Here is a 22,584-nt window from a genome sequence, read left to right on the forward strand (position 1 = left end):
AGGTTAATACATGGATATAAAAAATTTTGCCGCATGCTTTATTGACTTGCTGGGACAAAAAAATACTTTACTTGGGCAGGGTCTAGTTCCAGAGGTTACAGATCTTGCTTCATATCAGAAATTCGAAAGCTCGGTAGGAAATTCAGTCGGTCATATTAAAAACCTTCATGACAACTTCGAGCTTTTGTCCAAACAATATCGAAGATCAACTGAAATAAGTAATTTTTATACGAAAGAGCAATCGGACGCAGTGGAAAAGGCTAATTGTGTAATCCAACGGTGGTCCGATGGAATGGTTCTGTACACTTCTGTTGATAATGATCACAGAAAACTATCAATTTCAGCTGTACATGAAATATTTATGTATGCGGGCATTTTCTGCTTTCTTGGATTGGCGCAAAAGCAACCGTTAAGAGGGGGTATGGAAATCTCTTGGGGATGGGAGAGAAATGGCTGTGAAATATATGGGGCTGTAGTTGCCAACGCATATAAGGAGGAGCAAAAGGCAAAGTTAGGAAGAATCTCCGTGGGGTCAATTTGCGTAGCTTATCTGCTGGATTTATTGCAATCGAGTCCAATGGATTTATATCAAGATGCCAATCGAAGGTGCGCTAAAAGTTGTCTTGAAATGCTTTATCAAGAAAATGATAATTTTTATATTGATTATTTGGGGGCTGAATTCTATAAGAAATTCTTTTCACAAAATAAAGATTTTTGGGGTGAACAATATCAACTTGCACTAGGGTTCACAAAAGAACAAATACTTCAGCATAAAGCTAGCAAGTGCTTGGAGTTAGAGAGTAGGTACGAGAAGGTGCTTGAATACTTTGAGCTGCGGACGGCTAATTTCGTTTAGCAAGTAGATTGGGTGGTTATGCCCAATAATACATTTTCAATTATCGCAATGTTTGGCAATGCCGTCCAATCTGCTTTAAGTGGTTGCATGCCAGGAAAACTAGTTGATAGTTTACGTGCATAACAAATGCCCCGGCACACACATTCGTGGTAAGGGAGCATCTCATTTGTTAAATGTGCAAGCAGGAGCAAACATATGAATCAGATCGATGAAATATTTTCCTTTATTGTTGAAATTGAAAAACTTAAGAATGTAATTCGTAAAACCAAGCCAGTTGGCTTAAACCGTTATGAAAACTCTGGCGAGCATAGCTGGCATGTTTGTTTGGTGGCTTTGCTTTTTAAGGAATACGCAAATTTCGAGATCAACATTGATCGCGTTATTAAAATGCTGCTTATTCACGATTTAGGTGAAATAGATGCGGGCGACACGATTATCTATGCTGGTGAAACCAAGGAAATTAAAGAGCTAGAGGCGGTCGGCGCTCAAAGAGTATTTGGTCTTCTGCCTGATCATTTAGCTGAAGAGTTATTGCTCCTTTGGCGGGAGTTTGAAGAAGGCATTACGCCAGACGCAATTTACGCTAAGTCTATTGATCGTATACCTCCGTTGCTCCATAACTTATACGGTAATGGACATAGTTGGAAAGATAATAATGTTTCGCCTGAACAGGTTTACAGTATTAATAGCAGAATTGCTAAGGGAAGTGAGCAAGTTTGGGAAAATTTAAGGAAAAAACTTAAAGTCGCAGAAGCTGAGGGTATTCTAAAGTAATATTTAACAAATGGTTATGGTTAAGCACTTCGTGTGCTGGATCGTATGTACACGGTATAAAGCTAATATGGATAGAAAATCTCTAAGCACCGAACAAGCAAATTCGTTGTTGGCTAAAATTAAAAGTGTCTGGGGTTGGTCTGGTTACTATTTCTATCCTCTGCATCCAATTTCAAGAAAGGATGTGCTTGCTTTTGATGGAAGTTTATTAGAACCAATATTGCCTGAAGGTTGTTTTCAAAAATTTATGGAAGCCCAGTGCCCACTAAATATTAGGTGTTGGCGGGAAGTGGGGGAGTCAGAAGAGCTACAATTCAGCTCCTTTGAGTTTGGTTATGGCTATTCTGAATTGGTCGTTGTAAACGGGGAGTTTGATTGGTTAATTTACTGGTCGCACGAAAACACAATTACATTTGGTGGTGAAGGATTAATCGCTCAACTAAAAATACTATTGCCTAATTGGTCGCTTGCTTTGAGTAAGCTAAGTTAAAGTCTGGAGAGTTACTGCTCAAAAGCAGATCGCAGTTACATTTTACAATTTATCGCCGTATTCATATTTTATGAAAATAATAGAAATGAAAAATTTAATATTTATAGTATCATTTTTGGCTTTCAATACATTGGCCGATCCATTACTAATTGATTTCAAGTCAATAGCTGGCAAGTCTTTGGAACAGGTGGAGCCTATTGTTGGAAAGCCATCAAAATGTAATCGGCCGTATGTTGAAAATGTATTGCATTGTGTTTTTAAGGCGGGAGCAATAGAAATATTTTTTGTTAATGATGTTTCTGACTGGATAACTATATCAACATTTGAAAAATATCCTTATGCGATTGAATCAATATCACACATAGGGCTAACTTCATTGCCAAACTCTAAACCCACAGCTAAGTTGGGTTGGCTGACTCATTATGAACCATATTTGAATTATAAATCTATCATGCTTGGGGAGGGCGAGAATGGTTTACTTGCGTACATTTCTATAAAAGTTAATACGCTAAATTTTGGGGTCTTTACCCCTTTACCCAATAGTGATTCTTCGTCAAAAATTGAAGTACCAAAAGAGCTTAACGACTTAGATTCGGAAATACAGAAATTACAATCTAAGCTACGCTGATCATAACAGCACGCATGCTTGGTACTCGACAATTTGCGCAGCTGTATCTTTTACCCCGCCTTAATAAACCGCACCGGTTTTTCCCACACAGCTAATACCACGCAACCTTCTTCACTGACAATTTCATGGCTGGTGTCAGTGGGGTTAATGAGGAAGGTGCCGGTGTGGTATTCGCCGCGCTCGTCGCGTTGGCTGCCGCGTAGAATGAATAGAAATTCTGTACCTACGTGCAGGTGGCGTGGAATCTGCGCGCCTGGGTGATAGCGTAGTAGGGCGGAAGAGCAGCCCTGGCTGGGGTCGCCGTGCAGGGGTAAAATATCGACGCCTTCGCGGAAATCTTGCCACTGCCATTCGGGGTCATCAAAGTTCCTGTTGATTAAATTTTTCCACACCAGATTTTTTTCCACGCTCATCTCCTGCAGTTAACCCACCACGCGTAAACGCGTACTTATTTCGCCAGTGCCGCTAGTAACTCAGTGGATGTTGCGACTGCACCAAATACGCCGCCTTGCATATGGATCATGGCAATTGCCGCGTTGTGGTTGGCCGGGTCAGTGGCCGCGCAGCAATCGGCAAGCAGTACACATTCAAAACCGCGATCATTGGCTTCGCGCATGGTGGTGTGTACACAGACATCGGTGGTGATGCCGGTGAGAATAATATTTTTAATGCCGCGCAAATGCAGAACCATTTCCAGATCAGTGGCGTAGAAGGAACCTTTACCGGGTTTGTCGATAATAATTTCTCCTTCGATGGGCGCAAGTTCCGGAATAATTTCCCAGCCGGGTTCGCCGCGAATTAAAATTTTTCCGCAGGGACCCGCATCGCCAATGCCCGCGCCGATTTGACGCGAGCGCCAACGTTTATTGGCGGGCAGATCGGCGAGGTCAGGTCGGTGCCCTTCGCGGGTGTGAATAATGTGAAAGCCGGCGGCGCGCATCGCCGGCAATAATTTACGTAACGGTTCAATGGGGGCACGCGTTAAATTAATGTCGTAACCCATGGTGTCTACATAACCGCCTTTACCGCAAAAATCCGTTTGCATATCGATAATTATCAGCGCGGTATTGTCCGGTTGCAGGTCGCCATCGTAGGGCCATTTGTAGGGCGTACTATTCAGATAGCGCGGAGAATAATCGTTAAAGCTCGTCATAATTGCTCCTTGATTTGCTTAGTGTGCAGGTTCGATTGCTTCGTGGCTTTCATGTTCTTCCGGTGCTTTAGTCGAAACCACACTGAATTTCGCGCAAGCGAATAGCACGCCGGCGACGGCGAGGTAGGCAAATGCGACCGTAGGTGACTCCGCGATGCCAATGGCTTCACCGTGCATTAAGCCGAAGAAGGTGAGTACCGAACTTGCGCAGGCAAATAATCCTGCTTTGATAAAACTGCGATCGATAATAAATGCGGTAATGGCGCCAAGCATTAATCCACCCAGAATGGCGCCGCCACCCAATACGGATAATCCTTCATAGAGCACACCGTTTTGCGCAAGCTTGTCGATTCCCACCGTGGCCGCGTTGGTTCCCGCCGCGCCCAACACATTATCAATTTGCAATTTACCCCAAGCAGCGAGATGAGGCATTAGCGAAACAATAATGGCAGGCGCGTGGGATTTGGGGCTCTCTTGAAAGGCTTGCGATCCGATTAGCATGCCGATGTAGAGCAGAATGGGTGAAATAGCGACGAGCGGAATTGCGGAGGAAAATACCGCGATAATCCCAAGCCAACACAGTGCTAAAACCGAAATACCGGTTGCGGCAGAATAACCAATGCCGCCGCCCATGGATTTCCAGCCGGGGTGACCGATATACACCGCATTAATAAACGGATTGCCCATACAGCAGCCGACCAAACTAATCACTCCATCGGCAGTGAGCACACGAGTGGTTGGGTAGCTATCACCGGCGACGGCAGCGCTCTCGACGTTGTCCATGGCCTCAACTAAATCGTAAATGCCGAACGGAATCGCGGTCACTAAAATAATGCCGATAAATTCAAACCCGGAAAATACGTGGCCCACTGCGGGAATGGGCACCGCAAAACCAAAACTGGTGAGTGACTGCGTGAGTTTTTCCAAACTCAATCCGCCAAAATTTAAACCCAGTGCGGTTGAACTCCAGGCGATTAAAGTTCCTACGGCTATGGCAACTAATCCTGCGGGAATGCCTTTAAAGTAGCGCACACCACCAAACCAGCTTAATAAAATAATGGCAAAGCACACTACGCCAATCACCGGAGTCATAAACATTTCCAATGCGGGGCGCAGCGAAATAAATGCAATCGACACGCCGGCAAGTGTTCCCAGTAATGCGGCGCGCGGGGTTATTTTGCGAATGTAGGGTGCGATATATCCACCGATCATCAACACAAAACTTTGCACAAACACCCAGGTTAAACCCGCTTCCCAGCCTTTAATGGGGTCGCCAGTGGTGAGTGATATGGGCAACATAATCACAAACACCACCACAAACATATGTGGCACGCTGATACCGGATGGCAAAGCGCACACATCGGTGCGTCCGGTTTCTTTCGCTAATTTGTAGGCGAGGTAAGCGTAATAGAGTGTGCTCAAACACATCATTAAACCCACGGCGGGAAGAATGCGGCCGAATACAACATCGTCGGGCATTTGCAGCACAAAACGCAGCAGCCCCGTAAGTACCAACAGGTTTACCAGAATGTTGGTGCCAAACCCGAAAAGCGCATTCCAGTCGCCGGGCTTCCAGAATTTTACGTGGTTAATGGGGCTGTTCATGGTCTTGTCCTCTCCTATTCGTAGGTTTACTAGCAGGGATAACGATTAATATTTTTGCAATTTTTTTTCGCAATTTTTTTAAAAAAGTACGGTTGGAATTGTTTGGCAGTGATTAAGGCGTTGTAGCGGTGGACATGCGTTTGGGCGATAGCGCTGCAACAACCGCAGTGCTATTACTCACCCAGCCAAAAATGCCGCCCTGGGCCGGAATCATCGCCAGGGCGACACGGTGGAACTCGGGAAAATAAGACGCGCAGGCATCACCAACGACTACGCAGCGATAGCCGCGATCATTGCCTTCGCGCACCGTGGTGTGCACGCAGACTTCAGTGGTTACACCACAGACCAATAAATTTTCGATGCGCTGTTCTTTCAATACATCATTTAATTCAGTGCGATAAAACGCACCCTTGCCCGGCTTATCAATAATGATTTCGCCAGTCACGGGCGCGAGTTCCGGAATAATTCCATGGCCCGGCTCACCGCGCACCAGCACGCGCCCCATGGGGCCGATACTGCCGATGCGCAGCTCCGGTTTACCGCGCATAATTTTTGCGGGTGGTGCATCACTTAAATCCGGTAAATGACCTTCGCGTGTGTGAATGACCAACATGCCCATGGCGCGCGCGGCAGCGAGCAATGATTGGCAAGGCGCAATGGCTGTGCGCAACAGGCTCACATCATTGCCGAGGCTCGCACCGAAGCCACCCGGTTCTAGAAAGTCGCGCTGCATATCAATAATCACCAGTGCGGTTTGCGCGAGCGATAAATCAATGGCTTCGGGTTGTGCGCTCAAACTAATCATTGGCTTGTCTCATTGGGCGATGAAAATTTCACGGTGAGTCGGAAAAATTTGCGAGCTGAATTTTTTCGCATCACAGTTTTGTCGCGCGTGGCTGTTGCGTCGGTGCAGCGCTAAAAGATCCATTTCACCATCAGTTCGGGAAAACTTTCGTCAACACCATCGATGCCGAATTTGTTTTTCCATATTTGGTATTCAATGCCTGCTTGAAATACCCCGGGTGAATCAAATAGCGAGCCGACATCCAGCAATAAGCGCGGTTGAGTGACTATGTTGTCTTCGCTGGGGCCAACGTCCCAGGCGTAATCAAAGAAGCCTTCAAAGCTGAATTTGGCTTTGCCTATTTCAAAGGGCATTCCCCATGCCAAGGTGATTTGCTGACCCAGATCTGTGCCGAAAGTCACTTCGTTACGCACATACCAATTGATTTGGAAAAAATTGAATTTGGGCAGTTTTAAATCCACCGCCACGCCATAAAGGTAAGTGTGAAAACCTTCACCCATTTCCATGGTGCTGGTGAGCAGAACATCCTGAATGATGCCGGCCGATAAATCTTTGCCGGTCATCTTTCCGAAACTAAGGCGCGGCGAAATTTCGCCATACCAGGACGTTTGTGTCAGCGTGCCGGTGCGGTCCGGGTTGGTGATATCCACGAAGAAAAAGTTATCGCCATATTTCCAGCCGCTGGCGTGCTCCAGGGTAATCAGCGTGCGCTCTTCATCGCCCAGCTCGTAATCCGTGCCGTAGTGATACTGCAAATTGGTGCTGCTCCAGCGCGCATCGGCCTGGGCAAATGAAGCGGTGGTGGCGAGAAAAAAAACGCCGGCAGCCATAAGGCTCCGGCGTAAACCTCGAGAACAAACATCAATGAAACTTGCAACGAAACGGGTGGCGGTCTTCAAGCTGGGCATGGTTGCATCCTCAAAAGTTCTTGTTTTAGAACATTGTTGTATACAACGTTGGGTTCTGCATAAGCTGTGCCAGCACAAAAATCGATCTTCTTTGAGCTATTAACTTATTGAATTAGCGAGCAATTTATTTCTCTCGGTGATATCGGGTGAGTAGCAGAGGTGAATGGAAGTAAGCGCCAAAACGCAGCGCTGTACTTGTCTGTGCACCGCAACGGAGCGAAATGCGGGCGGCAGTGGGCGGGGAGTGCGGGGTTTGTTTACAAGGTCTTGGGGCTCGCCTACCATGCAATAAAGGCGCGCCACGGGCGCAAATCCGCAATTGGAGCAGGTGTTTTGACTACCCCCAAATCAGCCGCACAACTGGTGTATGACCAGCTCAAGAAAAAGATTATCGATTTCGAAATCTACCCGGGTACGCGTATTACCGAATCGGAAATCGCCGAGGATTTTCAAGTGAGCCGAACGCCAGTACGCGCGGCGTTACAACGCTTGGAGACTGAAGGTCAAATCACCATCATGCCCAAGCAGGGCTGCTTCGTGCGCTCGGTGGATATTGAAACCATTAGTCAATATTACGATGTGCGGATCATGCTGGAGGCGAGTGCCGTTGAGCTCGCGTGCGACCATATGAACGACGACGATTTGGACGGTTTGCAGGAAGATTGGAATGCTGAGCGTTTGGATGACGAGTTGGATATGGAAGAAATCAAAGCGCGCGAAGAAGCCTTTCATATCGGTATCGCGATTGGCAGCGGCAACCCGGTGCTCGCCAATTACCTGCGCGACATCAACAACAATATCCGTATTTTGCGTCGGTTAGGGTTTCCGGATCGCCAATCGGTGATTGAAACCTGCGAAGAACATTTTTCCATCTGCCAATTAATCCGCGAAAAAAATAAAACCCAAGCGCGCAAAGCCATGACCAAACACATCCGCAAAAGCCAGGACCTTGCGCGCAGCGTAACCCTCAGCCAGTTGCAGCAGGCGATCAAGCGGCATAAGGCTTAAGGTTTTAATTATTAACTATGGATTGACTGTGTAACCTTTGGGGTTACAATGAGGGAATATGATTATTTCATTCAAGCACAAAGGACTTGAGCGTTTTTACCGGTCAGGAAGTCTCTCCGGCATTCAGGCGGCGCACTCGCGCCGATTACAATTGATTCTTACCAATCTTGACTGCGCAGCCGAGCCTTCGGACATGAATTTGCCTGGGTTACGCTTGCATGAGCTCAAAGGTGATATGAAAGGGGTCTGGTCGGTGTTTGTGAATGGAAATTGGCGAGTGACCTTTCGGTTTGTCGGTATCAACGTTGAATTGGTTAATTATGAGGATTATCACTAATGGCTATGCATAATCCGGCCCATCCCGGTGAAATTCTGAAAGAGTTAATGCTTGATCCATTGGGATTGACATTAACCCAGGTGGCAGAAAATTTGGATATCAGCCGCAAAACCCTTTCCAAAGTAATTAATGGCCGCGGTGCCATTACCCCGGAAATGGCTGTGCGCTTGGAAATGGCGTTTGCCGAGCCCTCTGCCGATCATTGGTTAAAATTGCAGAATGCTTACGACTTATGGTGGGCGCGACAGTATAAAAAGGAATATAACGTTCGCCCATTTGACTTGAAGGTGGCCAGTTAATGAGTTCAACCGCAGTAGTTGCCACCAATTTTGGTGATATTGCCCATGCTATCCAGCTCGCATTAGCACCGGTGTTTTTATTGACGGGTATTGCTGGGTTGCTCAATGTGGTGGCAGGTCGCCTCGCGCGTATTATTGATCGCGGCCGTAGTCTTACCGAGCAGCCGTTACCGGCGCATTTACAAGATTCCCCTGAATTACCCAAAGAGTTAAACCGCCTCGAACGGCGCCGCCACTACGCCAGTCTCGCGATTACCGCCTGTACCTGTTCTGCCTTACTGGTGTGTGTTGTGGTTGCCGTAATCTTTTTACAAGTGCTGCTGCAGGTGGAATTCAAATGGCTAATCAGCGCATTGTTTACGGCATCCACGCTCACATTAATTGTGGGGCTCGCGTACTTTTTGCGCGAAGTACATTTGGCCACGCGCACCGTGCGAATTCATGTGATTACGCGCGCGGAATAAAAAGAGAAAAAGCATGTGCTGCGTTGGAGGCGAAGCCTTATTCAGGTGGTCCGAATGCAGTTCCGGTACAATGGTTATTTGAAGGATTGACCGAATTGTTGCCTATTTACGGAAAGTTGGAAGATGGTGCAGAGATTATGTATCGTGAAATTAATCCGACAAAGCTAAAAAACTTGCGGAAAATGATTAGGCAGAAAGACGACTTTTCACGGTAAATCTATTGTGATTACTTGAGGTCAATAATCTTGAAAATAAATAATTGGATCATTAAAAAATAGAGGAATAGTAGATTGGGAAAGGTATTTGGTGTTGCGTTATGTTTGCTGGCTGTAAACGTGTGTGCAGAGGAAGTTAGTAGTGATTTTTCATTTAATGGAAAGCTCGGGGTATCGCCTTACACCGGTTTGTTGGGTGTTGAAATTCAAAAAGGTAAATGGAGCCTTGGGTTAGGTGTTCCGGGTAACCTATCGATTAAACGCTACATGCATGCCAATGAAGATTCTGTTTTCTATGGTGTGTATTGGAGCCAATATAAGGACAATAGTTATGACGACTATGAGCAGGGTGCTTATTTTGATTCGTATGAGCGTAAAAGTTATGGTGTTGGTGCGGGCTATATCTGGCTTTGGGAGTCCGGTTGGAATGTTTCCACAGGCCTGTCTGTGGGTGAGTTTGAAAAACAATATAGCAATTCCAATTTTACGTTGACCGAGGACGGGATCAGAATTGATTTGGAACTGTCGGTTGGGTACAAATTTTAATTTTTTGACGATGAAATAATGCCCCCAAACCCGGGTTTTGGGGGCAGCCTCACTTAGTAGTACTTCAACTGAGTCGCTTTACCCCAAAAAATCCGGTAGGAAAAAATGGTGTAAATGATGATGGTGGGTAATACCACTACCGCGCCGTATAAAATAAACATTAATGATTCCGGTGCGCTGGCTGCTTGCCAGATGTCGAGTTTTGCCGGGACCACGAAAGGAAAGAAACTGTAGGCCAAGCCGATAAAACTCAACATAAAAATCATGCAGGCAGAGGCAAAAGGAATCCAGCAACCGAAATCTTTTTCGTAGGGGAATAAGCGCAGGTAGCGGTCAACGATAAACAGCAACACAAAACAAAACACCGGAATAATTAATAAAATTAAAAACAGCGGGCTGCCAAACCATTTGTTGAAAATGGTATCGCTCACCAGCGGGTTCACAATGGAAACCGCAACTATTCCGAGTGTCATTAACCAGGCGCAGCGACGCGCCCACCAGGCGGCGCGTTTTTGTAAATCTCCTTCGGTTTTCATCACTAGCCAGGCCGCACCGATGAAGGTGTAGCCGGCAGTCACGCAAATTGCGCTGAGCGCGGCAAAGGCGTGGCTGGCGAGGCTTTGTTCAAACCCCATCACATAAAGGCCGAGCATATAACCCTGCGACAAGGTGGCTAGCAGCGAGCCGGTTTTAAACACTTTATCCCACAAGTCTTTGTGATCGGCGGGCGCTTTTGCGCGAAAATCGAAGGCGACGCCGCGCAAAATTAGTCCGGCGAGCATGACGGTAACGGGTAAATACAAATGAAATAAAATCATGCTGTGCGCGAGCGGGAAGGCGATGAGTAACAGGCCGATGCCCAATACTAACCAGGTTTCATTCGCATCCCAAAAGGGGCCGATGCTGGCGATCATGGTATCGCGCTGGGCTTCGGAATCGTTAGGCAATAAGATTCCTACACCCAAGTCATAACCATCCAGAATTGCGTAGATAAAAAAGGCGAGCCCCATTAAGCCGATAAAAATTACTGGCAACCAAAATGCTGCGCCAGTTAATTGAGTCAATTCGTTCATGACATTTCTCCTAGGCAGGTTTGGTGAGCAGTTGATCTTGCAGGGTTTCGATTTCTTCGGGTCTGTCCACCAATACCGCTTTTTTCGCCATCAAAAAGAGTGTGCGTATATAGGCGATTAGCAAGACCGCATAGAGCGACAAATAAATCGCGAGGGACGTGCCCACATTAGTGGCTGGTGTTTTGGTTACGGCATCAGCGGTTGTTAGCACGCCGGTGACTAGCCAGGGTTGACGACCAATTTCAGTGACGTACCAACCAGAAAGGGTGGCAACCCAGCCGGAGAAAGTCATTCCTACAAATACCTTTAGTAACAGCGGCGGAATTTCTTTTTTGCGCCAGTAAGTAAACGCGCCCCACCAGGCGACCGCCAACATCAACATACCCATGCCCACCATAATACGAAAGCCAAAAAACATTGGCGCGACGGGCGGGTGCGCATTGGGAAACTCATTAAGACCTTTTATTTCACCCTCCGCATGATGAGTGAGAATCAAGCTGGCCATGTTGGGAATTTCAATCGCGAATTTGTTGCTTTGGGTTTCTTTATCCGGGATCGCAAACAACACTAGCGGTGCACCTTTTTCGGTGTGCCACACGGCTTCAACGGCGGCAATTTTCGCGGGCTGATATTTAAGTGAATTTAAACCGTGCATGTCGCCCAGGAAAATTTGCAGCGGAATTAAAATCGCTGCCGCAGCAACCGCTGTTTTTAACGCGAGGCGGGGTGCTGGCTTATGATCGCCTTTTAATAAACGATAGGCTGACAAGCCGGCAATTAAAAATGCCGCAGTCAAGCCGGATGCTATCAACATATGCGCGAGACGATAGGGCATGGAAGGATTAAAAATAATTTCCAGCCAGTCGAGCGGATAGGCTTTGCCATCGCGCATTTCAAACCCTGCGGGTGTTTGCATCCAACTATTGAGCGCAATAATCCAAAACGCGGACATGGTGGTACCGAACGCGACCAGAAAAGTGGCGATGGTGTGTGTGCGATTAGAGACGCGCTTAATGCCGAACAACATAATCCCTAAAAATGTGGCTTCCAGAAAAAATGCAGTGAGTACTTCGTAACCGAGCAAAGGGCCGGCAATATTACCCACGGTTTCCATATAGCCCGGCCAGTTGGTGCCAAATTGAAAGCTCATGGTGATGCCGCTGACTACGCCCATTGCAAAGGTGAGCGCAAATACCTTTACCCAGAATCGATAAGCGCGCATCCATACATCGTCGCCGTCGCCTTTGTAGCGCAATTTGAAATACACCAGAAACCAGCAGAGGGCGATGGAGATCGACGGAAATAAAATATGAAATGAAATATTGGCAGCGAATTGGATGCGAGAGAGGATAAGTGTGTCTATTACAGCGGGTTCGAGCATGATGTACCTCGATGAAATTAGAAAATCCTTTTGGTGTGGTGATGAATTACTTTGTAGCTGTTTTCGGTGCGTGTTGTGACATGGTCATGTTGGGTTACGGTGCTCGTTGTACTCGCATCTAACCCAACCTACGGTCTCGCTGCTAAACTGCGCGACCCGACCCAACCTACGGTCACTTCGTTGTTTTGTTTGTGCCTAATAAACGGTCTTTCATGTCCAGCACTTTGCCGATGCTGTTGCCGAGCTTGAGTAGTTTGCTCAGTTGGGAGGAATCCAGGCGCTGGATTTCCTGTGTCCAGAGCGTGAGCATTTCAATCAGCTCGTGCATTTCGCGCATGCGATGTTGTGCGTAAGCCTCGGCGTCATTGGCCGGAGTGTCGATCAGCAAATTGCGCAGTGTGGAAAGTGTAGGATCAATCTCGCGTTTGCGGCGTTGTTCAATCAAGGTTTTGGCGATATCCCACACGTCGCCCGGCGCGGAATAAAACTCTTTGCGCTCACCCGGGCGATGCTGGAGTTTTACCAACTCCCAGGACATTAATTCCTTCAATCCCATGCTTACATTCGAGCGGGAAATCCCCAGAGCTTCGGTAATGTCGTCGGCGCACAGCGGTTCTTTGCTCAGCACCAGTAAGGCGTACATCTGGCCCACCGTGCGGTTGATCCCCCAGCGGCTGCCCATTTCGCCAAAGTGGAGGATGCAGGATTGGATCATCGGGGTGAGATTTTCTGGCATTTTGAAATTCCTGAATTTTCAGTATATTCTGAAATTACAGAATGATTTGATCCTGGTCAAGTAAAAGGATGAAAAAAGCGGTGCAGATGAACAGGTGCGATCTGGAGAAAAGCAGGCGTAAATACCTGGTGGGCTGGCTGTATCTGGTGGCGTTGGGTCATGTGCTGGTGGTCATCGCTATGACTATCTGGGGCGGTACTGCTTTATTGGGAGATTATCATTAGCACGTGCTAGCCAGTTTTGGGCTGCCACTACACTATTTTTCCTGAAGAGGACGAAGAGTATGTTTGTTTGAGCAGAGATGCGGCGTTAATTGATTTGATGATCGATAGGATTGAAGAGGAATATAAAACAAAGCTCAATTGATGTTTCTGTACTTGTTATTTTTAATGGAAGCCCGGCAAATTGCCGGGCTTTTTTTTAACTGATTATTTCAAATTCATACAATTGGCGTAGTAACTCACGCTTGCGGGCCAGTCAGAAAATATTCCGATAACGCCTACGTCTTTGGCCAGTACGTCCAGTGCCACCATCATGTCACCATCGTTGTTGATTGCCGGGTTGACGCTTTGATAATACCAGCCGCCGCCATTTTTTAATGGGCCGGAGCGCTCGAATGACCAGGTAATAATTTTCAGGCCGGCTTTTTTCGCGTTGCGCGCGTAGTCAGAGGCAACAATTTTGTTGTCTTTGTCGAGTGCCAATAAAACCCAAATGGGTGGGGCAACAATTTTGAAACCTTGATCGGCGTACATTTGTAATTCGGCCGCTGTTGGCACATCTGCAGGTACGTCGGCATCATCGAGATACACGGCTTGCTTGCCAAATTCCGGCTCATTTTGAATCCAGTAGCGAATGTCTTGAATGTCGAATGATTGTGGCCACACATCGCGCGCTTTTACACCGGCGGCTTTGTATTCATCAATTAATTGCTGGGCGTACATAGCTTGGGTGTAGCCGTTGTAAGGCATGGGTACGCTGGCAGTTTTTAATTCCGGGGTCATTTTTACACCGAGTTTTTTAAACAACTCGATACTTTCTTTGTGCGATAAAAGTGTACCTTTGCTCGCGTACAAATCAGTGCGCCAGTTGGCGGTACCTTTTAAATATTCATCCACGGTAGTGGCTTTAGGATTGAATGCATCCATTTTTCCTTGCAGGGATTTGAATTCCGCAAGAGTGATATCGCTAGTGCAGCAAGTCGCGCTGGCGGCTTTACCGCTCACTGGGTCAAATGGCGAAAAATTCTGGCTGCATTTGCTGGCAAGCGAAGTGGCGAGAATATTGGTGGTGGTGTGCAAATCGCATTGCGAGTGACGGCATACCAACTGCTTGTCTTTGGTGAAGGCAACATCGCACTCTAAAATTCCTGCACCCATTTTGGCGGCGGCTTCATAGGATTCTTTGGTGTGCTCGGGAAATTGCAGCGGAGCACCGCGATGGCCAATAGAGAAGTTGGTTTTTTTAAAAGGGCCGTTCGCGCAACTTTGCAGTTTTTTCTTAAGTGAACTTTCATCCATGTCATTCACTAAATAAAACGGGCGTGGGCCGAGCTGAACACTGGCGCTGTTGTTATCTCCTTTAGCATAACTTTCGCCTCTGTCGCTGTGGGCGGCAGCGGTGAGTGGGATCAGCAAAACCAGCGCGGCACTGGCCAGCAGGTGCAAGGGGTTAAACATGGAAAGCTCCTTCATGAGTGATTTAGTTAAGGGTTCCCGGCAAAACCTATATAAGCATTGTTAAAATTTTTTGCTGTTTTGATGACAGCTTGGAGATAACCCGCGATTTTGTGATTGCTTACGCGCCGCAGCGGTTAGGTAAAGTCCTGCTAACAGGCGGCAAAACCTACCCCTGCGGTCTAAACTCTGGTTCATGAACTGGTTACCTATAAGCTCTGCCGTCAACCGCGCGTGTTTGTTGATCCTATTGCTGCTGCCCTGCGCATTGGCGCGGGGAGATATTCATTTTGAACAGATCCGGCTGGATGATTTGGCGAGCCAAAAGGCCATGAACAATCTGGTGGCTATCGCCCAGGACCGGCAGGGATTTATGTGGTTTGGTGGCGGCGAAGGACTGTTACGCTACGACGGTGTGGAACTGAAAAACTATGCTGGACGAGGCGCCGATCGCGACAATATTTGCGGGCGTTTTGTGCAAGCACTATTGAGCGATAGCCGCGGCGATTTGTGGGTGGGCGCCGAGCAGGCCTTGTGTCGCTACGATCCCCAGCGCGATGAATTTGTCCCCTTTACCCAAGCTGAGTTGGGCTCCCATAACAATATCTATGCCTTGCTGGAGGACCGACAGGGCAATTTGTACGTCGGCGACGGTGGCCGATTGATTGTCGTTAATCCCGAGCGCACCCAGGTGCGGGAGTTTAAATGGCCTGTCGGGAATTCCCCCGCGCGCATCACCACGATTCGTGCGCTGTTTGAAGATTCAAACGGGCGCATTTGGTTGGGAACAAGCGATGCGGGCCTCGCGCGTTTTGATTTGGAGCGCGGAAAGTTTTATTTCTATCCCCACAGTCGTAGCGACGCGACAGGTAGCGCGGGGCACCGGATTAATGCGATCGGGGAAGATGCAGACGGAAACCTGTGGCTGGGGCAGCATATAGCCGGGCTCGATATCTTTAATCCGCGCACGCGCGAGTTTCAGCATTTGCCACCACTGGACAGCGCAGGTAGCAACACTGTGTGGACCATTCGCCGCGATCAAGCGGGCCACCTCTGGATTGCGGGGGATGGCGGTGGTCTGCTGCGCTACAACCTCAGTAGTAAAATCTGGACGAGCTACCGTCACCATCAGGGCAATCTTCAATCTCTGGTAAGTGATAAAACAGTGGCATTGCTTTTTGATCGCGAAGGCAATTTGTGGATAACCCACTACCCCAGCGGTATCAGTCTCTACCATCGCAGCAGCGACAAGGTCAGCAACTTCCAGCAAACCGGAAATCCAACGGCGCCCGAATTGAACGATAGGGGCGTGCTCAGTTTTATGGAGTTGCCCGATGGGCGCATCTGGGTCGGTACCGAAAAAGGTGTTAACGAGTTTAATCCGGGAAATAGTTTTTTTGCGGACCTCTCGGCGACCGGCTCGCCGCTGGCGCTACCCAGAAAACCTATCACTTCCCTAACGCGCGACTCCTTGGGTAACACCTGGATTGGCACCTGGAGCGACGGCGCTTACCGTCTGGGTGTTGACGGAAAACTCACGCACTTTTTAGCAGACCACCGCCCCGGCAGCCTAAGCGCAAACATTGTCTGGGATATTTTGCCTGGTCCGAATGGCGAGGTCCTGCTGGCGACTCAGGAGGGTGGACTAAATCGCTTCGATCCGGTTACGGGTAGCTTTTTGGTGCTCTTGCCGCAGGGGGCCGGGGCGGGTATTTCCAGTCAGGACATATACAGTTTGTTGCGCGATCGCCAGCAGCGTCTTTGGATAGGGGGAACCAATGGGTTGGATCGTTACGACCCGGCCAGCGAAAGCTACGTTCACTTTGGACGACATGATACGGGTAACCGGCACATGCCCAGCTTGATGGTGCGCAATGTGTTTGAAGACTCTCGCGGGCGGATCTGGATTGCAACCCTCGATGCCGGCGTGTTTATCTGGATCGGTGACCAGGAGCCGTTGATACCTTTGGGACTGGAGCAGGGCATGCCCGATTTGGTGGTCACCGGAATTGCCGAAGACAGCGATGGCAATCTCTGGCTGGGCACTAACCAGGGGTTGGCGCGCGTGAGTCCGAATACTCTCTCGATCATCGCATTCAATAGCAGCCACGGAATTAATGCCGTGACCATTAATCGCGGGGCCATACTGCATGCCAGCAATGGCGAGCTGTATGTGGGTGGTGTGGAAGGTATGAGTCGGTTCGATCCAGCGCGCATGACCAGAGAGGCGGCGAGTTTTCCCGTGCTCCTGACGCGCTTGAAAATTACCAATCGCGAAGTTATTTCTGGCACCCCGGATTCCCCGCTCGCACAGAGTGTAAATTTGATCGAGCAGCTAGAATTGACCTACCAACACAGCATGTTTGCGTTTGAATTTGCGGCGCTCAGTTACCATTTGCCGGCGTTTAACCAATACGCTTACCGCCTGCAAGGGTTCGATAAAGATTGGAATGATATAGGCAGCAAAAATAGTGCGACCTACACCAACATTCCCGCCGGCAGTTATCGCTTCCAGGTAAAAGCGGCAAATAGCAGTGGCCAGTGGAGTGACCAGCAAGTGGATATCGCTCTGCGCATTTTGCCGCCCCCTTGGAAAACTGGGTGGGCCTATGCGGGTTACTTCTTGTTGTTGATCAGCGTATTTTATTTGCTCTACCGGCATCAACGGGAATTGGCGGCGCTGGAAAAAGAAAAACAATTGAATCACGCCTTGATGCGTGTCAACGCCATTAAGGATGCCTTTCTTGCCAACACCTCTCACGAATTGCGTACGCCGGTTAGCGGTATTGTCGGTTTGGCGTCGGCGTTGGACGAAGAGCTGCAATTGCCACCAGGGGAGGCGCGCAAAAAACTCGAGTTGATTATTTCCAGCGGGCGCCGGCTCAGCCATTTGATTAACGATATTCTTGACTACACCAAAATGGCGGAAGCCAATATTGAATTATTTAAATGCTGGGTGGAATTGCACCCGTTGATTGAAAAAATATTTTCGATTGTTAAACCGCTCGCCGCCAATAAAAATTTACAGTTGATTAATAGCAGTGCACCGGATGAGCGTATCTGGGCTGACCCTAATCGTCTGGAACAAATTTTAATTAATTTGGTAAGCAACAGTATTAAATATTCGGATGAAGGCAGTGTTGCGGTGATTAGCCAGCGTGAAACGAACGCATTGCAATTAATGGTGCAGGACACAGGTATAGGCATAGCACCGGAAGATATGCATAAATTGTTTGTCCCCTTCAGCCAACTGGAGGCATCTGCCAATCGGCGGTCGGGCGGTACCGGGTTGGGCCTTACGGTAACACGCTATTTGGTTGAGCAGCACGGTGGCCAGATTCATGTTGAATCCACGCTGGGCAAAGGATCGCGTTTTATCATGCAATTCCCGTTGGTCTCGCCTGATCCAGAATTGCAACAGGCTGCCAATGCGCTAGCCGCGCCACTGGAACAGGCGCCGGACTTGCGCACGAAAACAATTGTATTTGCCGATGACGATGCGATTAATTGCATGATTTTGTATAAGCAGTTAAAGCACACGGGCGCACAGCTACTGGAAGCAAATAATGGTTTAAAAGCCTGGGAGTTGTTGCAGGATCAGACGCAGGTGGACCTGGTAATTCTGGATTTACAAATGCCACAGCTGGACGGTTTTGAAGTGGCAAAAAACATGCGCGCCAGTGAGCGCTGGCGGAATACGCCGATTATTTTTCTCACCGCGAATATTATTGATCAGGATGTGCAAACTGCCCAAACGCTTGCACCCGCGCGGATATTATTAAAACCGGTCACCAAGCATTTGATGTGGCAACAGCTGTTGGAGTTGGTACCTGTCGCGGACTGACCGCTGGTAAACATAATATTTCATTAAGGATAAGGTTGATGCCTCACCCACTCGTTACATTGGTTTCCCGCTTACTTGACACCACCCATGCCGGCGCTGCCAAACCTTTGGTTGATGAGTTAATTGGGCGCTTGTGTGAAATAACCCAGATGGATTTGCATCCGGATTCTTTTCTGGATGAAGGCGCCAGTATTACTGCGCAAGGCAAAGCTGTATCACCGACTACCGCTGCCCAGTGTGCAGAAGACGTAGAGCGCACGCGGGTATTTATACAGGGCGTCTATGCTGCTCTGCAGAAAAAACTCGCAAACTATTTGTCAACCGGGGTTACAGAAACGACGCAACAACCGCTGCGTGTGCTCTATGCTGGCACCGGGCCTTTTGGTTTATTGCTGGTGCCTTTGTTACCGCTGTTTGTTGGCCAGCCGCTCAAAGTAACCTTGCTGGATATTCACGCTGAATCGCTAGGGCATTTGCAAAAATTACTTAACGAATTGCAATTGCACGATAGTCATTTGCTGGAGTCCATTGTCCAAGCTGATGCCTGCGAATGGCAGGCGCCGCACCATTTTGATCTGATCATTTCCGAGACCATGCGTCAGGGTTTAATTCAGGAGCCGCAGGTTGCTATTTTCAGCTATCTGCAACAATTTCTGACGGTAGACGGTTGGCTAATTCCGCAACAAATTCGGTTGGAATTATGGTTGTCCGATATGGATAGTCACAACATTAGCGCTTTGCATCTGGGTACCATTTTTCAATTGGATAAACATACGGCGCAGCTAATCGGGGGTGGTGATCAATCGCCATTGCACGGGCATTTAACGGTGCCGCACCATTCGGATCAATTGGAAAATATAAAATTAACCACTGAGATCCGCGTATTTGATGCGTTGGTGTTGCGCGAAAACCAATCACAATTAACCTTGCCACTGTTTGAGCGCGATGCGCGTCCGCAGGCGGGTAGTGTGTTGCGTTATGGCTATGAACAGGGAAACTACCCGCGCTTTGTATTTGCCTATGAACGCAGGCCGGGTATCGATGAAGTACAGCTGCCGGATTTCTATGAAAAAACAGCGCTTGGCGTATATCACCTGAAACGCTTTTGGCACAAGGCGCAATTGCAACGGCGCGTTAATCGCTCGGCTAAGGCGCGGGCGCAATTGCACGCAATTAAAACAGACGAATGGCAATTGGACCGCATACTATTGGATAAATTGGGGGTGGGGTTGGAACCCGCCATTGCGCAGGTTTACCACGCTAATACCTTGGTTGAATTTGAACGCTGGTTAGAGTTCGCGAATGGTGGTGCTATTGATCCACTGATTATTGAGCGAGTGAATACTGCGTTGTTGGCACGTCTGCGTGATGAAATATCGATATTGGCAGATACCCATCATTCACCCTTGAGTAGTGAGCAATTAGCACATTGGGAAGAGCACGGCTATTTAATTATTCCCGGTGTTTTATCTGCGGAAGAAACGGCGGCGGCGCGCAATGCGATCTGGGACTATCTGCATATTACGCCGGATGATCCTGAATCCTGGTATAAGCCAGCGGGTGAGATGAAAAAGATCATGGTGCAATTATTTGCGCATCCTGCATTGGAGGTTGCGCGACAATCGCCACGCATCCGCGCCATCTTCAATCAACTCTGGCAGCGCGATGATTTGGTTGTTTCCACCGATCGCACCGGATTTAATCCACCGGAGACCAGCCAATGGAAATTTCCCGGGCCGGGTATGCATTGGGATCTGGATTTGTGCCCTCCCATTGCTTTTGGTACCCAGGCATTAATTTATTTAACCGATGTTGCAGCGCACCAGGGGGCGTTTTGCTGCGTGCCGGGGTTCCACAAAAAAATTGATGATTGGCTGGTGCAACAACCAACCGGTATTGATGTGCAGCAACAGGATTGGTCGCAGTGGCCGGTAAAAGCGATTGCGGCTAACGCCGGTGATTTAATTATTTGGCATCAGGCGCTGCCCCATGGCAGCAGCCCGAACCGCGCGGATTTTCCACGCATGGTGCAATACATCAATATGTATGCTCATGCGTAGAAGATAACCATCAAAGCGAATAGGGATCAAACCAGAGCGATTTGTCGTCCACTGGCGTTTTGGGTGGAAGCGTGGGATTTTCCAGGTGAATCAAGGTGCGGGTTTTTAAATTAGATTTCTCGATCGCATCTTTCACGGTTGGATCGTTAAAAAAGTACTCGTCAAAGCTGCCATCGGCAATCGCTGTACGCAGCCCCTGCTCAATTTCATTGGCCAGTTTGGTGTTGGATTTACTTACAAAAAAATAAAACGGATTGGTGTAAGACAGCAGCAAGTTTTGCTCTACATCCAGTGCCAGTTTGGGGTAGCGTTGCATTTCCGACCAGGGTTCATGTACGCCGCGTGGGTAGCCATCAAAGCGATCGCCATCCAGCATATAAAACAGGCCTTCGTATTTAAGTACTTTAACTACATTAAGGTTATTGGCGGTCAGTACATTAGTATCTGCCCAAAAGCGGCCCTGGCCGAGGGAAACGCGCTTTAAATCCTCCAGCGTTTTAATACCATTAAATTTATTTTGGGTACCTTTCTTGATCATCAATACCCTGTAACCCAGAAGCCCGCGGTAAATACAAATCCGTATTGGCTGTAAGCGCTCTTCCAGATCATTGGTAGTCGCATACCAGACCACATCCAACTGGTTCTCCATCAGCATTGTCACCATGCGCTCTTCGCTGGTGTTAGGTACCGCTTCGTCTAATGCGTATTTGTTGGATGATTTGCTCAGGGCTAACATCAGTAGCCCCTTTGCATAGGTTTCTATCGAGTTATTGCCCTGCACCACGCGCAGTTTGGTCTGCGCTTGAGCAGGGTTAATGAACATAGAAAGTAATATCAAGGAACATATCAAGGTCAATGAAATTGACTGGGATTTTGCTTTTTTATAATTCATTGGAGCGGCTCGCCGACTAGTCTGCAGTCTCCTAACTCTAGTTGAAAGTACAGATTTTGCACGTCGCATAAATCATCTTTGATCTGCTTAACGGTGGCCAGGTGGGGAAAAAACCACCGCACCCGTTGAGGTTTCCTGTGTGTTATCACTAGAAAAGGTGCGGCGGTAAAAGTGGCTCAGTGCTGGCTCAGGTGTGGCTGAACGACCTGGCTACAATGAGTCATTGGAAGCAAGTGAGCGAGTTGAGCAGCAAAATCACTGCTGGGGAGAAGTGACTCACCAGTCAAAAAGCTCACTTAAACACGTCACAAACCACCGAGAAAGCTATTAGTGCCGCCGCCTTGCGGTTAGCGGCCTTGATGGCGAATTCAGTTGTTTGCGTGTTAATAGCCGTGTGGGCAGCCATTAACGGCACCGGTTGATGTGGGCGAACCGGTGCTTACAGCAACTACCTCTGCCTGATGTTCCTAGTCCTTGGCGGGGGTGGTCTTGCTGTTCAGGGTTACAGGCTTTTCGTAAGTGAAAGGCTGTAATAATTCATCGGGCTTGCCTTTACAGGCTTTGGCCAGTAACTCGCGGCGCTGCGCCAAAAGCAGGCCAATGGCTTCACTGTGCTGTTCATCGATGCCGGGAATATTGTCTTCAATCAATTGCGTGATATTGGCGGCCAGCTCCAGATACTTATCGTGTTCTTCTGCAACTTTTCTATCTTCAAACATACTGCCATCCCGATCACATAGCCAAACGGCGACTACTGCCATTGTGAATTCCTCAAAAGTGTTGTTACTGTTTTTATATACAGTATTTGTTGGCGGTGGGTATGTCAACAAAAAG

General features: G+C 48.2%; 23 protein-coding genes. 12 read left to right on the forward strand and 11 right to left on the reverse strand.

What is annotated here, in order from left to right; translation table 11 throughout:
• Positions 1 to 10: 10 nt before the first annotated feature.
• The 4 genes from D0C16_RS18955 to D0C16_RS18970 all read left to right on the forward strand — a co-directional run bounded on the left by D0C16_RS18955 (position 11) and on the right by D0C16_RS18970 (position 2,748).
• Positions 11 to 856 carry a hypothetical protein gene (locus D0C16_RS18955; protein ID WP_151033804.1) on the forward strand — a complete coding sequence of 282 codons (846 nt, stop codon included), beginning with the start codon at positions 11 to 13 and terminating at the stop codon, positions 854 to 856.
• 195 nt (positions 857 to 1,051) lie between these two features.
• Positions 1,052 to 1,630 (forward strand): HD domain-containing protein, encoded by a 579-nt coding sequence (locus D0C16_RS18960; protein ID WP_151033805.1) that lies wholly within the window; start codon positions 1,052 to 1,054, stop codon positions 1,628 to 1,630.
• Positions 1,631 to 1,697: 67 nt separating this feature from the next.
• Complete coding sequence (locus tag D0C16_RS18965; protein WP_151033806.1) at positions 1,698 to 2,120, forward strand: hypothetical protein; 423 nt, start codon at positions 1,698 to 1,700, stop codon at positions 2,118 to 2,120.
• Between the two features lie 70 nt (positions 2,121 to 2,190).
• Entirely contained in the window at positions 2,191 to 2,748 is a 558-nt protein-coding gene (locus tag D0C16_RS18970; RefSeq protein WP_151033807.1) for a hypothetical protein, read from the forward strand.
• A gap of 50 nt (positions 2,749 to 2,798) precedes the next feature.
• On the opposite strand, the gene D0C16_RS18975 is transcribed toward D0C16_RS18970, so the two are convergent.
• From D0C16_RS18975 to D0C16_RS18995, 5 genes are all read right to left on the reverse strand, one after another.
• Positions 2,799 to 3,155, reverse strand: a complete 357-nt coding sequence (locus D0C16_RS18975) for a cupin domain-containing protein (protein ID WP_225318763.1) — start codon at positions 3,153 to 3,155, stop codon at positions 2,799 to 2,801.
• Between the two features lie 41 nt (positions 3,156 to 3,196).
• The gene (locus D0C16_RS18980) at positions 3,197 to 3,901 is read right to left on the reverse strand and encodes a cysteine hydrolase family protein (RefSeq protein ID WP_151033809.1); all 705 of its coding nucleotides are present in this window, start codon (positions 3,899 to 3,901) and stop codon (positions 3,197 to 3,199) included.
• A gap of 18 nt (positions 3,902 to 3,919) precedes the next feature.
• The gene (locus tag D0C16_RS18985; protein ID WP_151033810.1) at positions 3,920 to 5,506 is read right to left on the reverse strand and encodes a regulator; all 1,587 of its coding nucleotides are present in this window, start codon (positions 5,504 to 5,506) and stop codon (positions 3,920 to 3,922) included.
• Positions 5,507 to 5,618: 112 nt separating this feature from the next.
• Positions 5,619 to 6,311, reverse strand: coding sequence for a cysteine hydrolase family protein (locus tag D0C16_RS18990; protein WP_151033811.1), 693 nt, complete (start codon positions 6,309 to 6,311; stop codon positions 5,619 to 5,621).
• A gap of 110 nt (positions 6,312 to 6,421) precedes the next feature.
• Entirely contained in the window at positions 6,422 to 7,141 is a 720-nt protein-coding gene (locus tag D0C16_RS18995) for an outer membrane protein OmpK (RefSeq protein ID WP_191968552.1), read from the reverse strand.
• 411 nt (positions 7,142 to 7,552) lie between these two features.
• Here D0C16_RS18995 and D0C16_RS19000 point away from each other — a divergent pair, with 411 nt between their 5' ends.
• The 5 genes from D0C16_RS19000 to D0C16_RS19020 all read left to right on the forward strand — a co-directional run bounded on the left by D0C16_RS19000 (position 7,553) and on the right by D0C16_RS19020 (position 10,088).
• Entirely contained in the window at positions 7,553 to 8,227 is a 675-nt protein-coding gene (locus tag D0C16_RS19000; RefSeq protein ID WP_151033813.1) for a GntR family transcriptional regulator, read from the forward strand.
• Between the two features lie 58 nt (positions 8,228 to 8,285).
• Complete coding sequence (locus D0C16_RS19005; protein ID WP_151033814.1) at positions 8,286 to 8,564, forward strand: type II toxin-antitoxin system RelE/ParE family toxin; 279 nt, start codon at positions 8,286 to 8,288, stop codon at positions 8,562 to 8,564.
• Positions 8,564 to 8,863: a HigA family addiction module antitoxin gene (locus tag D0C16_RS19010; protein ID WP_151033815.1), complete on the forward strand. Its 300-nt coding sequence runs from the start codon at positions 8,564 to 8,566 to the stop codon at positions 8,861 to 8,863. Before D0C16_RS19005 ends, D0C16_RS19010 begins: the two co-directional genes overlap by 1 nt.
• Positions 8,863 to 9,327, forward strand: coding sequence for a DUF2721 domain-containing protein (locus D0C16_RS19015; RefSeq protein WP_151033816.1), 465 nt, complete (start codon positions 8,863 to 8,865; stop codon positions 9,325 to 9,327). The genes D0C16_RS19010 and D0C16_RS19015 overlap by 1 nt, the downstream gene beginning before the upstream one ends.
• A gap of 290 nt (positions 9,328 to 9,617) precedes the next feature.
• Positions 9,618 to 10,088, forward strand: coding sequence for a hypothetical protein (locus tag D0C16_RS19020; RefSeq protein WP_151033817.1), 471 nt, complete (start codon positions 9,618 to 9,620; stop codon positions 10,086 to 10,088).
• Between the two features lie 53 nt (positions 10,089 to 10,141).
• On the opposite strand, the gene D0C16_RS19025 is transcribed toward D0C16_RS19020, so the two are convergent.
• From D0C16_RS19025 to D0C16_RS19035, 3 genes are all read right to left on the reverse strand, one after another.
• Positions 10,142 to 11,161: a cytochrome d ubiquinol oxidase subunit II gene (locus tag D0C16_RS19025; RefSeq protein ID WP_151033818.1), complete on the reverse strand. Its 1,020-nt coding sequence runs from the start codon at positions 11,159 to 11,161 to the stop codon at positions 10,142 to 10,144.
• A gap of 10 nt (positions 11,162 to 11,171) precedes the next feature.
• Positions 11,172 to 12,542 (reverse strand): cytochrome ubiquinol oxidase subunit I, encoded by a 1,371-nt coding sequence (locus D0C16_RS19030; protein WP_151033819.1) that lies wholly within the window; start codon positions 12,540 to 12,542, stop codon positions 11,172 to 11,174.
• 172 nt (positions 12,543 to 12,714) lie between these two features.
• Positions 12,715 to 13,278 carry a GbsR/MarR family transcriptional regulator gene (locus tag D0C16_RS19035; protein WP_151033820.1) on the reverse strand — a complete coding sequence of 188 codons (564 nt, stop codon included), beginning with the start codon at positions 13,276 to 13,278 and terminating at the stop codon, positions 12,715 to 12,717.
• An 86-nt stretch (positions 13,279 to 13,364) separates the two neighbouring features.
• On the opposite strand from D0C16_RS19035, the gene D0C16_RS24085 reads away from it, so the two are divergent.
• Positions 13,365 to 13,502 (forward strand): hypothetical protein, encoded by a 138-nt coding sequence (locus tag D0C16_RS24085; protein ID WP_191968553.1) that lies wholly within the window; start codon positions 13,365 to 13,367, stop codon positions 13,500 to 13,502.
• Between the two features lie 204 nt (positions 13,503 to 13,706).
• Here D0C16_RS24085 and D0C16_RS19040 read toward each other — a convergent pair whose 3' ends face one another.
• On the reverse strand, positions 13,707 to 14,957 hold the full coding sequence (locus D0C16_RS19040; protein ID WP_151033821.1) for a glycerophosphodiester phosphodiesterase family protein: 1,251 nt from the start codon (positions 14,955 to 14,957) through the stop codon (positions 13,707 to 13,709).
• A gap of 193 nt (positions 14,958 to 15,150) precedes the next feature.
• On the opposite strand from D0C16_RS19040, the gene D0C16_RS19045 reads away from it, so the two are divergent.
• Entirely contained in the window at positions 15,151 to 18,798 is a 3,648-nt protein-coding gene (locus D0C16_RS19045) for a hybrid sensor histidine kinase/response regulator (RefSeq protein ID WP_151033822.1), read from the forward strand.
• A 38-nt stretch (positions 18,799 to 18,836) separates the two neighbouring features.
• Positions 18,837 to 20,858 (forward strand): phytanoyl-CoA dioxygenase family protein, encoded by a 2,022-nt coding sequence (locus D0C16_RS19050; protein WP_151033823.1) that lies wholly within the window; start codon positions 18,837 to 18,839, stop codon positions 20,856 to 20,858.
• A 10-nt stretch (positions 20,859 to 20,868) separates the two neighbouring features.
• Here the strand turns inward: D0C16_RS19050 and D0C16_RS19055 are convergent, their stop codons facing one another.
• A complete protein-coding gene (locus D0C16_RS19055) occupies positions 20,869 to 21,681 on the reverse strand; it encodes a transporter substrate-binding domain-containing protein (RefSeq protein WP_225318764.1) in 813 nt (270 codons plus the stop codon).
• A 536-nt stretch (positions 21,682 to 22,217) separates the two neighbouring features.
• Positions 22,218 to 22,511: a YebG family protein gene (locus D0C16_RS19060; RefSeq protein ID WP_151033824.1), complete on the reverse strand. Its 294-nt coding sequence runs from the start codon at positions 22,509 to 22,511 to the stop codon at positions 22,218 to 22,220.
• Positions 22,512 to 22,584: the final 73 nt, after the last annotated feature.

This window comes from Cellvibrio sp. KY-GH-1 (assembly GCF_008806975.1).
Classification (GTDB): Bacteria; Pseudomonadota; Gammaproteobacteria; order Pseudomonadales; family Cellvibrionaceae; genus Cellvibrio.

Coding starts and splice junctions, on each gene's coding strand:
- D0C16_RS18955 (WP_151033804.1), top strand. CDS start 11: ATGGATATAAAAAATTTTGCCGCATGCTTTATTGACTTGCTGGGACAA.
- D0C16_RS18960 (WP_151033805.1), top strand. CDS start 1,052: ATGAATCAGATCGATGAAATATTTTCCTTTATTGTTGAAATTGAAAAA.
- D0C16_RS18965 (WP_151033806.1), top strand. CDS start 1,698: ATGGATAGAAAATCTCTAAGCACCGAACAAGCAAATTCGTTGTTGGCT.
- D0C16_RS18970 (WP_151033807.1), top strand. CDS start 2,191: ATGAAAATAATAGAAATGAAAAATTTAATATTTATAGTATCATTTTTG.
- D0C16_RS18980 (WP_151033809.1), bottom strand. CDS start 3,901: ATGACGAGCTTTAACGATTATTCTCCGCGCTATCTGAATAGTACGCCC.
- D0C16_RS18985 (WP_151033810.1), bottom strand. CDS start 5,506: ATGAACAGCCCCATTAACCACGTAAAATTCTGGAAGCCCGGCGACTGG.
- D0C16_RS18990 (WP_151033811.1), bottom strand. CDS start 6,311: ATGATTAGTTTGAGCGCACAACCCGAAGCCATTGATTTATCGCTCGCG.
- D0C16_RS18995 (WP_191968552.1), bottom strand. CDS start 7,141: ATGGCTGCCGGCGTTTTTTTTCTCGCCACCACCGCTTCATTTGCCCAG.
- D0C16_RS19005 (WP_151033814.1), top strand. CDS start 8,286: ATGATTATTTCATTCAAGCACAAAGGACTTGAGCGTTTTTACCGGTCA.
- D0C16_RS19010 (WP_151033815.1), top strand. CDS start 8,564: ATGGCTATGCATAATCCGGCCCATCCCGGTGAAATTCTGAAAGAGTTA.
- D0C16_RS19015 (WP_151033816.1), top strand. CDS start 8,863: ATGAGTTCAACCGCAGTAGTTGCCACCAATTTTGGTGATATTGCCCAT.
- D0C16_RS19025 (WP_151033818.1), bottom strand. CDS start 11,161: ATGAACGAATTGACTCAATTAACTGGCGCAGCATTTTGGTTGCCAGTA.
- D0C16_RS19030 (WP_151033819.1), bottom strand. CDS start 12,542: ATGCTCGAACCCGCTGTAATAGACACACTTATCCTCTCTCGCATCCAA.
- D0C16_RS19035 (WP_151033820.1), bottom strand. CDS start 13,278: ATGCCAGAAAATCTCACCCCGATGATCCAATCCTGCATCCTCCACTTT.
- D0C16_RS24085 (WP_191968553.1), top strand. CDS start 13,365: ATGAACAGGTGCGATCTGGAGAAAAGCAGGCGTAAATACCTGGTGGGC.
- D0C16_RS19040 (WP_151033821.1), bottom strand. CDS start 14,957: ATGTTTAACCCCTTGCACCTGCTGGCCAGTGCCGCGCTGGTTTTGCTG.
- D0C16_RS19045 (WP_151033822.1), top strand. CDS start 15,151: ATGAACTGGTTACCTATAAGCTCTGCCGTCAACCGCGCGTGTTTGTTG.
- D0C16_RS19050 (WP_151033823.1), top strand. CDS start 18,837: ATGCCTCACCCACTCGTTACATTGGTTTCCCGCTTACTTGACACCACC.
- D0C16_RS19055 (WP_225318764.1), bottom strand. CDS start 21,681: ATGTTCATTAACCCTGCTCAAGCGCAGACCAAACTGCGCGTGGTGCAG.
- D0C16_RS19060 (WP_151033824.1), bottom strand. CDS start 22,511: ATGGCAGTAGTCGCCGTTTGGCTATGTGATCGGGATGGCAGTATGTTT.